14 protein-coding genes and 1 pseudogene are annotated in these 14,197 nt (G+C 44.5%); 10 read left to right on the plus strand and 5 right to left on the minus strand.

The window, feature by feature from the left end; translation table 11 throughout:
• Positions 1-55: 55 nt before the first annotated feature.
• Positions 56-1,438, minus strand: a complete 1,383-nt coding sequence (locus tag DESPODRAFT_RS13375) for an MBL fold metallo-hydrolase (protein ID WP_004074124.1) — start codon at positions 1,436-1,438, stop codon at positions 56-58.
• 146 nt (positions 1,439-1,584) lie between these two features.
• A complete protein-coding gene (locus DESPODRAFT_RS13380) occupies positions 1,585-2,232 on the minus strand; it encodes a peroxiredoxin (protein WP_004074126.1) in 648 nt (215 codons plus the stop codon).
• Between the two features lie 637 nt (positions 2,233-2,869).
• Here DESPODRAFT_RS13380 and DESPODRAFT_RS13385 point away from each other — a divergent pair.
• On the plus strand, positions 2,870-3,229 hold the full coding sequence (locus DESPODRAFT_RS13385) for a DsrE family protein (protein ID WP_004074128.1): 360 nt from the start codon (positions 2,870-2,872) through the stop codon (positions 3,227-3,229).
• Positions 3,230-3,448: 219 nt separating this feature from the next.
• Here the strand turns inward: DESPODRAFT_RS13385 and DESPODRAFT_RS13390 are convergent, their stop codons facing one another.
• Positions 3,449-4,234, minus strand: a complete 786-nt coding sequence (locus tag DESPODRAFT_RS13390; protein ID WP_004074130.1) for a prepilin peptidase — start codon at positions 4,232-4,234, stop codon at positions 3,449-3,451.
• A 336-nt stretch (positions 4,235-4,570) separates the two neighbouring features.
• Here DESPODRAFT_RS13390 and lon point away from each other — a divergent pair, with 336 nt between their 5' ends.
• From lon to folE2, 7 genes and pseudogenes are all read left to right on the plus strand, one after another.
• Positions 4,571-6,946: an endopeptidase La gene (gene lon / locus DESPODRAFT_RS13395; protein ID WP_004074132.1), complete on the plus strand. Its 2,376-nt coding sequence runs from the start codon at positions 4,571-4,573 to the stop codon at positions 6,944-6,946.
• A complete protein-coding gene (gene tsaB, locus DESPODRAFT_RS13400; RefSeq protein ID WP_004074134.1) occupies positions 6,946-7,641 on the plus strand; it encodes a tRNA (adenosine(37)-N6)-threonylcarbamoyltransferase complex dimerization subunit type 1 TsaB in 696 nt (231 codons plus the stop codon). Before lon ends, tsaB begins: the two co-directional genes overlap by 1 nt.
• 72 nt (positions 7,642-7,713) lie before the next feature.
• Complete coding sequence (locus DESPODRAFT_RS13405) at positions 7,714-8,376, plus strand: phosphatidylserine decarboxylase family protein (RefSeq protein ID WP_004074136.1); 663 nt, start codon at positions 7,714-7,716, stop codon at positions 8,374-8,376.
• Between the two features lie 62 nt (positions 8,377-8,438).
• Positions 8,439-8,906, plus strand: a complete 468-nt coding sequence (gene greA / locus DESPODRAFT_RS13410; protein WP_004074139.1) for a transcription elongation factor GreA — start codon at positions 8,439-8,441, stop codon at positions 8,904-8,906.
• 84 nt (positions 8,907-8,990) lie between these two features.
• A complete protein-coding gene (gene rpoZ, locus DESPODRAFT_RS13415) occupies positions 8,991-9,200 on the plus strand; it encodes a DNA-directed RNA polymerase subunit omega (RefSeq protein WP_004074140.1) in 210 nt (69 codons plus the stop codon).
• Positions 9,201-9,269: 69 nt separating this feature from the next.
• Positions 9,270-9,950: pseudogene (locus DESPODRAFT_RS22040) on the plus strand (PP-loop family protein).
• Positions 9,947-10,729, plus strand: coding sequence for a GTP cyclohydrolase FolE2 (folE2, locus tag DESPODRAFT_RS13425; RefSeq protein ID WP_004074149.1), 783 nt, complete (start codon positions 9,947-9,949; stop codon positions 10,727-10,729). Before DESPODRAFT_RS22040 ends, folE2 begins: the two are co-directional and overlap by 4 nt.
• Before the next feature lies 1 nt (position 10,730).
• Here the strand turns inward: folE2 and DESPODRAFT_RS13430 are convergent, their stop codons facing one another.
• Together DESPODRAFT_RS13430 and DESPODRAFT_RS13435 are read right to left on the minus strand one after the other, a co-directional pair.
• Positions 10,731-11,948, minus strand: a complete 1,218-nt coding sequence (locus tag DESPODRAFT_RS13430) for a D-alanyl-D-alanine carboxypeptidase/D-alanyl-D-alanine-endopeptidase (protein WP_004074150.1) — start codon at positions 11,946-11,948, stop codon at positions 10,731-10,733.
• Between the two features lie 15 nt (positions 11,949-11,963).
• Positions 11,964-12,458: a hypothetical protein gene (locus DESPODRAFT_RS13435; protein ID WP_245531918.1), complete on the minus strand. Its 495-nt coding sequence runs from the start codon at positions 12,456-12,458 to the stop codon at positions 11,964-11,966.
• Positions 12,459-12,661: 203 nt separating this feature from the next.
• On the opposite strand from DESPODRAFT_RS13435, the gene DESPODRAFT_RS13440 reads away from it, so the two are divergent.
• Together DESPODRAFT_RS13440 and DESPODRAFT_RS13445 are read left to right on the plus strand one after the other, a co-directional pair.
• Entirely contained in the window at positions 12,662-13,183 is a 522-nt protein-coding gene (locus DESPODRAFT_RS13440) for an LPP20 family lipoprotein (protein WP_157488484.1), read from the plus strand.
• A 126-nt stretch (positions 13,184-13,309) separates the two neighbouring features.
• On the plus strand, positions 13,310-14,185 hold the full coding sequence (locus tag DESPODRAFT_RS13445; protein WP_245531919.1) for an OmpA/MotB family protein: 876 nt from the start codon (positions 13,310-13,312) through the stop codon (positions 14,183-14,185).
• Positions 14,186-14,197: the final 12 nt, after the last annotated feature.

The following is a 14,197-nucleotide window of genomic DNA, read 5'->3' on the forward strand; positions in this document are numbered from 1 at the left end:
CTGTGCATTTATAGAGGTTGGATTTTGATCATGAATTCGAAAAACTTTTAAAGTATCACACTAGGGGCAGATTCGCGTTGTGCCAGGCAAATACGCCGCCTGCCAGTGATTTTATATTGGTAAATCCCTGGTCTTTAAGAAAACCGGCTGCGATATTGGATCGGTATCCGCTGCCGCATTGCAGCACAATCTCTTGGTCTTTGTCTGCTTTGGGGATTTTCTGATCTAAGATATCGGTTAAAGGGAAGTGCACAGCGTTTTCAATGCGGCCTGCATTCCATTCTGCCATGGTCCGGACGTCCAGGATTAACGGGCCGTCCGGACCATTTTTTTTGTGAAGCTGCAGGGTGGAAATTTGGGCCAGCTGATCCACGGGCCTGCCGCTCATCAGCCATTCATTTATGCCGCCTGAAAGATATCCCAGAACTGCATCATAGCCAATACGGTGAAGTTCGGTGAGCATCCGGTCGTAGGCATCCCGATTTTCGACCACCAACAGCAATTCCGTTCCGGGGTCAATCACCATACCCACCCAGTTGGCCAATTGCTTTTCAAACCCGATGTTGATGCTGCCGGGAATGTGGAATCCGCCATATGCTGCACTGTCCCTGGTGTCCATGACCAGCGTTGTTTCCTCTTCCATCAATTCCTGGAACTGGTCGGGTGTCAGGCGTTTGTCCAGGGTGCAGGCATCCAGTAGGTCAGCGCCTTTTTTGTTGGTGGCAATGATATATGAAAAGCTTTTTGGCCGGGCCGGGAAGGCAGACATGATGTTTGCCTTAAATGCCTCAAAAGAGCCAAACTGCAGCATGGGGTTCGCGCTGCGCTCATATCCCAGGGTGGAATTTTTTTTGGCGCTCATGCCCCTGCCGCACAGTGAGCCTTCTCCATGGGCGGGGTATACTTCCAGGTAATCGGGATAAGGCGCAAGGGTTTTGTATAGGCTGTTGTAAAGGTTTTCAATCTGTTCGTCCAAAATTTCGGACCCGGGAAGGTCGGGTCGTCCAACATCCCCCACAAACAGCAGGTCTCCAGTCAGAATCATTTCCGGCTTATCAGAACGTCCGGTATCCGTGACGACCAGTGAGATGGAGTTGGGTGTATGCCCAGGGGTGTGCAGCACTTCCACCTTTGCAGCCCCAAGGGTGAAAATATCGCCCTGTTCAATGCCCTTGTGGGCATAACTGATCTCCACACTGTCATTAATGTAGATATCTGCACCCGTAGCTGCGCTTAATTCCTGGTCGCCTGAAATATGGTCTGCATGAAGGTGTGTATTAACAATATGGGTGATTCTCATGCCTTCTTCGTAAGCAATATCAAGATAGTCCTGAATGTCCCTTTTGGGATCCACGACCATCATCTGTTGGGCTGCGGGGCAGCCAATGCAATAAGACTGACACCCAAGGCCTTTTACTGAAATTTGGTTAAAATACATGTCACAGACCTCCTTTCAACGTCAATGGCGTTGTAATTGTAAGTTGATATCATTTTAATTTGTTGATAATGATGCATTAATGTCGCAAGACCGCCCGAAAAAAAATATCAATTTCCGGGCCTGGTGTTAATTTCAATTTGGTTTGGTTACAGTGTTTTGTGGCAGAACCACCAGTCATATCCCTCATATTGACTCAACCGTTGGGCGGCTTCTTTTTGTGACTTGGGCGGCGGAATGATCACCCGATCCTTTATCAGTTCATTCTCGGGCCAGTTGGCAGGCATGGCCACCCCATTTTGATCTGATGTGATCAATGCCTTTGTGGTCCTTACAATCTCATCCATATTCCGCCCTATTTCCTGGGGATAATACAGGATCAGGCGTATCTTGCTTTCTGGATCAACCACAAACACTGCCCTCACCGTGTTGGAGCCCTTGCCCGGATGCAGCATGCCCAACTTGTTTGCCACTGAGTCGTTGGCGGCAACAACGGGGAAGGTAATTTCTATATCAAGGTTTTCTTTGATCCATTCAATCCATTTAATGTGGCTGAACACCTGGTCCACTGACATGCCGATCAGCTGTACCCCCATCTTTTCAAACTGGGCAACGCGACTCTGAAAACCTGCGAATTCCGTTGTACACACCGGAGTGAAGTCAGCCGGATGGCTGAAAAGAACAAACCATTTCCCTTTCATGTCTTTGGGCAGGCTCATGGGGCCGTGAGTGGTGGCCACATCCATTTCGGGAAAATCGTCTCCAAGAAGGGGCATGTTTATTTTTTGCTGTTCCATGTTTTTCTCCTTTTTCTAAGATTAAGCTCAGATCAAAGCCTTATTTAAAGAGTCTAAAAATCTTTAGGTGAATGCTTTTAATTTCTTTTTGATCTTTATTACATAAGCATATGCCGTGCCAAAAAAATGAAACCGCTTTGGTTTAAAATTCATACGGGAAGGTTTTATAAAGATTAAGTTGCGGATAGAAAACTTGTGTAAAAAAGCATTCAGGCGACCTTTCTTGTGGGAGAAAACCGGCAATTTTATTATTTCAGAGGTTTTTAAATATATGGTGTTGCAGAAAAAATGTATCTATACAGAAATGATTCGAGACACCTGACAAAACATTTGTGTGTCAAATTCTGTTTTGTCATGAACATTAAGCGGAAAAAATTAAGGTGCCCAACAGGCGTATGTTCGGTAGTTCAACTTTTTGCGTCAGGTTGTGGGTTGGTTTAGGCGAGGTTTTTGCGTTAGCGGTTAATGTGCATTCAAACTTTAGATTCTTTTCAACTTGGATATTTTTATATTAAAGTTAAAATTAAGTTTTTGAATTGCTTTGATGGTTTGTTGTGGGTTGAGTATGGGTGTTGATAGAATATATCAGCCCATCGCTCTTCGTATAATTTTAAAAAATTAAAAAGAGGAGGAAGTTATGACAGACAACGTGGTAATTGCATTATCCTGCGGCACCAATGACACCAACCGGGCCACCCGGGCTATTCATCTTGCAACCATAGCGCATAAAGAAGGAAAAAATACCAGCCTTTTCCTGCTGGACGAAGGGGTGTATCTGGCCAAAGAAGGCATCATTACCCACGTCCGGGCTGCCACCGGTGATGTGGCAGATGATCTTCTGGCCTATCTCCAGGCCCATGGTGTGCCGATTTTGGTCTGTACGCCCTGTGCCAGTGCCCGGCAGATTAAAGAAGATGATCTTATTGAGGGTGCGCGCATGGCCTCGGCTGCCGAATTTATCAATATGTCTTGTGATGCTACAGTCATCAGTCTGTAAAGTGGTTTTGGGGTATCTGAAGATAAAAAAATGAGTTTGGACGGTTCGTTAGATGTGGCACATCTCCACAACGGTGCCCAGATGCAAGCGCAGAAAGATTTGCAATCGGAGCATACTAACTACAGGGTGTGAGGGTTGTAAATTTTTCTGCAACGCGACAGATGGTTGGCTTAAAGCTTGTTTACTCATTAGTTGATAGACGATGTCAACTTATGTCTTTTATTTTTGAAAATTGATATACCACCGAATTATGGGTTCCCCCCAAAAAATGTAAAGCATAGCGCCCAGAGATAAAAACGGGCCAAAGGGAATTTTTGCCTCTCTTTTTTCGGATTTTCCTGCTAGTATCATGGCACCCACGCCGCCAAGGGTACCGAAGACCGAACCTGTAAACAATGTGAAAAAGACGCCTTTTACGCCTGTGGCTGCCCCAATCATGGCTAAAAGCTTAATGTCTCCACCCCCCATACCCTGGTGCTTGCGAATACAATAATATAAAAGGGCCACAAGGTATAAAATACCGCCGCCTGTCAGAATGCCCCCAATCACGGAAACAAAGCGCATTTGAGGTACAAAAAAACAGGATGTGGAAAAAATGATAATTCCGGGCAAGGACAATTTGTCCGGGATAATTTGGTGATCCAGATCAATAAAGGAGATGGCAATGAGCAGGCAGCCGAATGCAAAATAAAAAAGTGCAGTCGGCGTTAGCTCGAATTTTAAAAAAAGTCCCAGGGCTAATAATCCTGTGATCAGTTCCACCAAAGGGTAGCGTATGGAAATGGGCGCTTTGCAGAATCGGCATTTACCCTTGAGCAGAAGAAAGCTTATTATCGGGAGATTGAAATAAAATGGAATCGCATGAGTGCATGCCGGACAATGAGAAGGCGGAGACACAATGGATTGACCTTCCGGCATCCGATAGATTACCACGTTGAGGAAACTGCCGATACAGGTACCAAAAACGAAGGAGATAATGGCGATAAAAGTGGATAGCGGTAACATAACATTCCTTGGACAATAATCAATATGGTTTAGTGGGTCTGGGATACTTGACAGTTTTCTGATACAGTTAAGCCAACTATCCAATGATAAAAATATTTTTTCAAGGATATATTGTAAAAATATTTTTCTGTCATATTGTAAATACAATTTAAAGTGCAAGGTGTACCAAGCCCGTATGTGAGGGCCAATCCAGAAATCAACAGAAGGTCTGGTGGATTTCGGTATGGTCCTGTTTTTTTATGAAAGGGTCTGATACTCTTTCACCATGTGCCGGCGGGGTACCTGGTAGAAGAATGTAGTCACGGCCCATGGCCGTTATGTAATCAAGGAGCATAAATGGCAGAAGCAGATATAGATGATCTGATTGAAATAATTGAAAAAGAAGGTAATATCGAAGACATTCCAAAAGTGATTCCCATGATGCCGGTCAGGGATGTCGTGGTCTTTACAGACATGCTGCTTCCCTTGTTTGTAGGACGGGAAAAGTCCATTAAGGCCATTGAAGAGTCTGTGGAATTTGATCGGTATGTTTTTTTATCGGTCCAAAAAGATTCAGAAATGGAAAAGCCTGGGCCTTCAGATGTCTATGATATCGGGACCATTGCCCGGGTCCAGAAGATGATTAAAATGCCTGACGGCAGGATCAAGGCACTGGTTCAGGGTATTTCCAAAGCAAGACTTGTTGAATTTGTTCAAAAACGTTCTTTTTTTAAGGTCAGGGTGGAGATAATTTCTGATGTCGAACCTGACTCTCTTGATATAGAAATTGAAGCTCTGATGCGTAACGTAAAGGAGAACAGTGAAAAACTTTTAGCACTTAAGGGCGAGTTTTCAGGTGACGTGGGCGATCTTTTATCCCATATTGACTCCCCTGGTAAACTTGCGGATTTGGTGGCCTCTAATCTTAATCTTAAGGTGGAGGATGGTCAGGCCATTTTGGAGACTACGGATACGGTTGCACGTTTAACCCGGGTCAATGATCTTTTAGCCCGGGAGCTTGATTTGTCAACGGTTCAGGCTAAAATCCAAACCCATGTCAAAGATGAAATTTCAAAAAATCAAAGGGATTATTACCTCCGTGAGCAGGTCAAGGCTATCCACAGAGAGCTTGGGGAAAGCGATGATAAGCTTGCCGAAATTGTTGACTTCAAAGAAAAGATAAAAAAGTGCAAGCTGCCCGAAGAGTGTGAAAAAGAGGCACTGAAACAATTGACCCGCCTGGAGCAGATGCATTTTGATTCTTCTGAAGCTTCTGTGATCAGAACCTATCTGGATTGTATTGTCGAGTTGCCATGGAGCAAAACCACTAAGGACTTCTTAGACATAAAAAAGGCCGAGGAGGTTTTAGAGCAGAATCATTATGGACTGGACAAGGCCAAAGAACGAATTCTTGAGTATTTAAGCGTGCGTAAGCTCAATCCAAAGAAAAAAGGGCAGATTATTTGCTTTGTGGGTCCTCCAGGTGTGGGCAAAACATCTCTTGGCCGTGCCATTGCCAAAGCTATGAAGCGTAAGTTCCATCGGCTCTCTTTGGGGGGTATCCGTGATGAGGCCGAGATCAGGGGGCACCGCAGGACATACATTGGTGCCATGCCTGGAAGGATTTTACAGGGGCTTCGTCAATGCGGTACTAAAAATCCGGTTTTTATGTTGGATGAAATTGACAAACTGGGCAATGATTTCAGAGGAGATCCTTCATCTGCGCTTCTGGAGGTATTGGATCCTGAGCAGAACTTCGAATTCTCCGATCATTACCTCAATATGCCCTTTGATCTGTCGGATGTGTTGTTTGTTCTCACGGCAAATATGGCCGACACCATTCCCTCTGCCTTGCTTGACAGGATGGAGTTGATCCATATTTCCGGATATACCCGCCAGGAAAAGGTGGTGATTGCAAAACAGCATCTTTTACCAAGAAAGCTCAAAGATAACGGTTTGACCCGACGTAACATTCAATTCAGTCCCAATGCCATGGAGTCCATTGTTTCAGAATACACCCTGGAAGCAGGTCTTCGGGAACTTGAGCGCAAACTGGACTCGGTGTGCCGAAAAATTGCCCGTAAGATTGCGGAAGGGCAAAAAGGGCGGTTTGCCGTTACTTGTCAGAATTTAACCCAGTACCTTGGTCCGCCTCAATATATTAACGAAATGGATCAGGAGGAAAGTCAGGTTGGTCTGGCCACGGGGCTTGCCTGGACTGAAGTGGGGGGGGAGCATCTGTATATTGAAACGTCTCTATTTCCGGGCAAAGGCGAATTGCAGCTCACAGGACAGATTGGTGAGGTTATGCAGGAATCTGCAAGGGCTGCATTGACCTACACCAAGGCCAATCAGGAAGCCTTAGGTATCGACAAGGAGGCCTTTGATTCCAACGATATTCATATTCACGTACCCGCCGGTGCCATTCCCAAGGATGGTCCCTCGGCCGGTATTGCCATAGCTACAGCCCTGGTGTCGGCTTTTACCGGCAAAAAGGTGAACAACAAGGTGGGGATGACCGGTGAAATCTCTTTGCGGGGAAGGGTGCTGCCCATAGGCGGCCTTAAAGAGAAGGCATTAGGGGCATTAAGGGCCGGTATTAATACAGTGATCATTCCGGAGAAAAACAAGAAAGATCTTCATGATATCCCAAAATCCGTGAAATCCAAGTTGACATTCATCTGTGTGAAGGATGTCAGAGAGGTTCTGGATTTCGCTCTGGAAGCGGAATAATGTATCTTTTTGCCCTGAGTACGGCTGAGCAGGGCGCAAGCATGGCCTTGTTTGAAGATAATAACCTTGTTTTTGAGTCCAGCCTGTTCAGCCGGAAGAGCCATTCAAAAGCGCTTTTGCCCATGGTTGTGCAGGCCGTTGAAATCAGGGACGGGATGCGTGTTGATCGAATAGACGGATTTATTGCAGCCAGGGGGCCCGGCAGTTTTACCGGGCTTCGCATCGGCATCAGCATGATTAAGGGCCTGTCTATGGCTGTATCAAAACCCTGTGCAGGGGTTTCCAGTCTTGATGGGATTGCCTTCAGATTCTGTCATTCACAAAAGCCTGTATGTGTGATGATGGATGCCAAACGCAGAGAAGTGTATTCTGCCGTATATCATTTCCACGATGGCAAGCTTATTCAAAAAGGTCCGGAGATGGTGTGTTCGCCGGAGACCGCTATTGACCGGGCAGGTTTCGATGCGCTTTTTGTCGGGTCAGGGTCAAAGGTATACCGGGAAAAAATTTGCAGCAGAACACATGACAAGGCTGTGTTCTCTTACCCATCCATGGACGGGGTCAGTGCCTGTGCACTGGTTATTTCTGCGATGTCTGATAAAGGTGTGTTTGATTTTGAGAATCACCCCCTTAACCCGGTTTATCTTAGAAAGTCCGATGCGCAGATTCATTTCGAAGGGAAAACAGGTGCTTGACAATATATTGGCATGCTTGATATAAATATTAAGTTCTGGCGATTTATGGATGTGCACGATTAGGTAGAGGGTATGGATAATTCTAAATGGCCGGCGAAGGCAGTGCTTCCCATTGCCATGCCGGGCGTCAAATACGTTGTTGCAGCCATCCTTGTTACGGGGATGTTTTTTTATTTTGGATGCCTGAAGACCGGGGGCTTTGCGCTGCTGCTCACGTTGTTTATTACTTGGTTTTTCAGAGACCCTGAGCGTATGGTCCCGGAAGGCTCCGATCTTCTGGTCTCTCCGGCAGACGGGAAGGTGATTCTTGTCGAGCGCATTGATCGGTGTGAATACATGGATGAACCCTGCCGGAAGGTCAGTATTTTCATGAATGTATTCAATGTTCATGTCAACCGAATCCCTTTCAGCGGTATAATTGAAAAGGTCCAGTATAATCCGGGTAAATTTGTAAACGCATCTTTTGATAAAGCAAGTGTCCACAATGAACGCAATGCCCTGGTAATAAGAACGGAGGATGGGCGCCGTTATGTGTGTGTGCAGATCGCAGGGTTCATTGCTCGGCGTATTGTCAACTGCGTAAAAACCAATGAGCATGTTAACAAAGGCGACCGCTATGGTATGATTCAGTTTGGATCCCGTCTGGATCTTTATCTGCCCATGGATTTTGAAATACTTGTTAGCCCCGGGGACAAAACAAGTGCCGGAAGCAGTGTTATCGGCCGAATGTGCTGATTAAAAAATGACAAGGCGCCAACCGCGCCGTAATTAAATAACTATGGAGTAAATTTTAAATTTTGGACCAGATACCTGTAACGAAACAAGGTTTTGCGGCCTTGAAAAAAGAACTGGAAAAATTAAAAACTGTGGATCGTCCTGAGATAATTAAAGCCATTGAAGTGGCCAGGGCTCATGGCGATTTGTCTGAGAATGCTGAATACCATGCTGCAAAGGAACGCCAGTCTTTTATTGAAGGCAGGATAGGTGAGCTTTCCTATAAGATTGGAAATGCCAAAGTCATTGATCCTGCCACTGTGACCAAGGACGTGGTTCGGTTTGCCAGCCGTGTCCTTGTGGAAAATCTGGATACTGAAGAAGAACAGGAATACATGATCGTCGGTGAGGATGAGGCTGATATTAAAAAAGGCAAAATTTCCGTCAACTCTCCCCTTGGGTCTGCTCTGATTGGGAAAGTAATGGGCGAGGAGGCCATTGTCCAGGCGCCGGGCGGAAAACGGGTTTATGAGGTTGTTGATATCCTTTGATTGATTTGTTGTTTCTTAATCTGATTTTTCCAAGCCCCTAAGATTTCAGTGAGATGGCCCTACAATTATAGAAAGGAAAGTGTTGTGGCACGTGTAACTATTGAAGATTGTTTGAAAAATGTGGATAATCGGTTCACGCTTGTACATCTGGCAGCCAAACGGGTCCGCCAGGTTAGGGAAGGGGCTGATTTCCTTGTACCACCTTATAAGAACGAGGATGTTGTAACTGTCCTGCGTGAAATTGCCGCTAACCGGATTGTTGTTAAAAAAGATCCCGAGCCTGACGACGAATAGTCAGATTTGGGTAAAGGGCTGACAAAACGTCTGATGCATCTGCTTGGCAAAGCGATTCATGATTGGCGAATGATCGAAAATAACGACCGGATACTGGTGGGTATATCCGGCGGAAAAGACAGTCTGACCCTTTTCCACCTTCTTGTTTCTCTAAAAATAAAAGCCCCTGTAGCATTTGAACTTATTCCTGTTTATATAGATCCGGGATTTGACAATTCATTTGCTAAAAAACTGGATTCTTATATCAATGAAAGATATAAGGATTTTCATCAGGGTCTGGTGGTGGAAAACACAGATTACGGACAAGTTGCCCATTCTGATAAAAATAAGGAAAATCCCTGCTTTTTATGAAGTAGGCTTCGGCGTAAACGACTGTTTGAACTCGCCCGGGAGCATGACTGTAAAAAGCTTGCCATAGGGCACAACAAAGACGATTTGATTGAGACATTGTTTATTAATATTTTTTACGCGGGGAAAATAGGAACAATGAAGCCTAATCAGTCATTTTTTGGTGGACACTTTAATATTATCAGGCCTTTGTCCTATATTGAGAAGCATGAGATAAACAGTTTCGCAAAAGTTTATAATCTGCCGGAATTTGTTAACACATGCCCAAGTGCCGGTCACACGAAAAGGCAGGATGTGGCAGATATGCTTGAAACGATGTACCGGCAGAATAAACATATAAAAGGAAATATATTCAGGGCAATGGGTAATATCTCCGCTGGTTATCTTTTGGAAATGCCATGATGAAAGATATACAAAACCAGCCGGATTTTCGGAATATTCCCATTGATAAAGTCGGTATTAAGGGGCTCAAATACCCGGTGGTTGTCCGGGATAAACTCAACGGCTCCCAGTCCACAGTTGCTGAAATCAATATGTATGTGGATTTACCCCATCAGTGTAAAGGCACCCATATGAGCCGCTTTGTGGAGTTGCTGCATACAGTTGTTAAGACACTGGTGTCTCTTGAGACTCTGACCAGTATTCTGGAAGATATGAAAGCCTCGCTTGGGGCAAAGTCTGCACATATTGAAATATTTTTTCCCTATTTTATCGAAAAAACATCGCCTTGCACCCAATCCAAGGGGTTGATGGACTATAATTGTACGATCATCGGCTCTTCCAATGGTCGGAAAAAAGCAGACATCGTGTTAAAAGTGGCGGTTCCGGTCACCTCGGTATGCCCCTGTTCCAAGGAAATTTCAGAATATGGCGCCCACAACCAGAGAGGAGAGGTACTTGTTGCTGCCCGGTTTCATAAATTTATCTGGATTGAAGATATTGTAAATCTGGTTGAACGGGCGGCATCCTCCGATATTTATTCCGTGCTGAAACGTGCAGATGAAAAATATGTCACCGAAAAAGCCTACGATAATCCAAAATTTGTAGAAGACATTGTAAGGGACGTGGCCAAGGCGCTTATTGCGGATTCCAACATCACCTGGTTTTCCGTGAGCGCAGAGAACTTTGAATCCATTCATAATCACAGCGCCTATGCATCCATAGAGCATTCAAGGGATTAAATCATTCACAGGCCTTTGACACCTTTTCGTGAAGCATACGCCTGATGGCCTCATATCCTTTGCTGGTTTGATTCAGCATGATCACAAAGGGGTATAGCCGGTTATCTTTTCCACGGATAAAGCCTGCACGGCTTCTGACATCCGACAACGTACCGGTTTTATAAAATTCATTTCCATCCCTTCTTAATAGTTCATACCAGGGCATAAATGCAATAAGCATATCCCTCATTTGGGCAGGCGTCATGTGGTTTCGCCGGGACAGGCCGGAACCCTCAACAATTGCAATACCCTTTAAATCCAGGGTTTCTTCTGCAAATTTATTCAGGACATCGAGTCCTTTTTCAAGGGTTGCCGGCGGGCCGAAAGCGCGTGCCCCCATGGTCAGCATGAGTTGATTGGCAATAAAGTTGTTTGAAAATTTCAGCAATTTTTTAACAATGTCTGTTAGACTAAAGGCGGATGTGTATACAATGCGCTCTTTATCAGATTCTGGAAATAAGCCTTGCCGGACGGTGCCTGTTATTTTTACCCCTGACTTATTTAAAAAATAATGCATCAGTATGCCCGGATAAATTTGCCGAAGATCATAGGAGAGAAGAATTCTGTCTGTGTTTTTTGATCCGGGCGTAATCTGCTGTGCCAGAATGTCTGGGAATGGGGTTTGCTTTTCAGCCGAAATAAATTGCCTGCTTCGGTTGTCCCATTTCAAGAAAATTGTGTTAAAATTGGCACACATTGATCCATTTGTTGCGTCATAGGGGTTGGTGGAGGACCCGGCGCCGGGAATTGTAATTTTGGGTGTAAAATAGGTCTGATCCACAATGATATTTCGGACTGCCGCAGATGAGATGCGGCCGTTGGATACCTGTTTGAAAAGATGGTCTGATACTTGATGTGCAAACTTGGTTATTTCCTCGGAGATAAATAAAGGATCTCCAAAACCTTTCAGGTAAAGATCAAATGTTTTTTTATCGTAATATGCCCATGTCTGGAAGTGGAAATTCGGACCTAAAGCTTTCATTGCCGCAAGGCTGGTCAGTATTTTTAAAGTTGATGCAGGAATTAACGGTTTATCCGGATTTTTTGCATAAATTGTTTTGCCCTGATCATCGGACAAAATAATACCTGATGTTTGGGCCCAAGCATGTAAAGATGTGGAAAGGGTCAGAAAAAGGCCTAAAATAGTCAGGTAAATGTACAATTGAATTTTATTTTTCATGGTAGTTAAAAAAGGTTATTTGAAGAAAAGGAAAAAATTTTCAATAAGTTCTTTTATTTTAAACCGGCGGCGCAATGACTCCCACTGATCCGGAAAGCTTAATGGACTGAAAAAAACCCTGGCAGTATAAGGAAATCCTTTATTTTTATCATCATACGGCGAAATGAACAGGGCAACAGGCACCTGGACACAGCCTTCATAACTGATAATGGTATCGTAGTTCACGGTTGTTACCGATTTTAATCCCTTTTGCTCTAACAGTTGAATAAATGCATTTTGCTTTGCTTTAACCTCAATGATATGGGCCGCTTCCTGGGGTAATGCCTGGATAATACCGGATATCGGAAAATAGGAAAAATTTGCCGCCCTCAAATCCTGATCTGCCGGCACCATTGTTAATTTCCCGTCAGTGATCCGCTGGCTTGAACTTTTAAGATCAAATCTGATATAATAAATGACAATTCCCTCAAGATGTCCGGCAGCCAAGGGTTTTAAGAATATTAATACCAAAAGAACCCCTGCGGCGAGAAGCCCTTCTCTTGTTTTTATGAAATGAGGTACGAATTTTGAATGATTTTTAAAACAGAATTGCATTTGGTTGTCCGTTTTAACCGTGGGTTGTCGGCTTTAGTTTTATTGTAAACGTAGGAAAATCAATGTTTTTAAAGTTTAAAGCCATAGCTGACGATTCTTTTTTAGCATGAATACAATATGTGAATCAATGGCTGATGCATTTGAGTTTGCAACTGTTAACCCCAAAATGGAGAGATGGTGTTATGAAGAAACTATTGGCGTTGTCGGCATGTTTAATTGCTTTATCCTTTTGGGGGTGTAGCAGAGGAGGGCCGGGAGGCGTTCTGGATTCTTCGGTGCAAAGTTCGGTTAATGAGAAAATTGTCACGTTTCAGGTGGTGGGCAAGGGGCTTGAGCCTGAAAATGCACTGACAAAAGGGGAAGCAAGACTCATGGCGGAACGTGCGGCTATTGCGGATGGATACCGGCAACTGGTTGAAAAATTACGTGGCGTTTATGTGCAGGCTTATATGAAAGCGGGTCGGGGGGCGGTTGACCAGGATATTATCGAGACACATACGCAATCTTGGTTAAGAGGAACGGAAGTGATGGATATTACCCAGAAAGAATATGGCATCACCGCAGCCCGGTTAAGATTGAGAATTAATTTTTCGAAACAAGGTATGATCTGGTGGCCAATGGGTCTATCGGATAAGGGCTGATGGTGTTAAGCAGATCAAAGGCATGCAATATCTGACGCAAGGCGCTTATTCAACAGAATATCAACAGGGGGCCTCATGGGAATTTTACCTTTGACATCGACATTCCCAGGTAAGAAGGTGTTTGTTATGATACCTTTGTGCGTAATACTCTGTTATTATGTCAATAGTGCAAATGGTGCGGATCAAACATTTAAGTTTGATCCGGAAACCTATTCAATTATAGAACTGGAGGGAATTCTTGGAGACTGCCGAATCCAGATGGGCGCTTTAAATGAACAAATCCATGATACCCAAAAAGACCTTGACTGGCTTATTATTAAAGTAAACCGTATATCTGATTCCGGGCGACATGTGCTGCAATTTCTTCATAATTCTGTCGGATTGAAAGAGAAAAAAATTTCTCAGCTTGAGGTGCAAAAAAAATATCTTGCCGGTGCCGTTGCAAAATACCAGAAAATTTATGACCTAAAAAAAGCCCGGGAAAAGGAGAAGACAAAGATTAGGGTTGCGTCTACACCGGATATGGAGGAGCGTGCAGAAAGCGTTGGCAAATTCAATATGGGGGCAAAACTTGCGGACATTCAACAGGCCGTTAAAAAGGCCGGCCTTGAAGACTGGGTAGATGTCGTGGATGCTGACGGCAGGTGCGCGAAGATGAACAATGCGTTGCCGATCCTCTTTTCTTCCGGCAGTGCTGCCCTGGCCAGGGAATATAAATCCTTTTTAAAGAAACTGGCGCTGTTCCTTAAACCCTATGATGTTAAGGTTTACGTCAACGGATATGCGGATCCGGATCCCATTCATACCCGGAAATATCCATCCAACCTGGAGTTAGGTGCATCAAGGGCTGCCAACGTTGTTCATGAAATGGTGAAAAACGGCCTGAGGCCGGATATTTTTAAAATTGGTTCAACAGGGGAGTACCGGTTTGAAGCCAAAAAGCAGTCATCAAAGAAAACCTTCCAACGTCGTGCACAACTGATGGTTGTATTCAATGGATAGGGACGCGGAGAT

Source organism: Desulfobacter postgatei 2ac9, from assembly GCF_000233695.2.
GTDB lineage: Bacteria > Desulfobacterota > Desulfobacteria > Desulfobacterales > Desulfobacteraceae > Desulfobacter > Desulfobacter postgatei.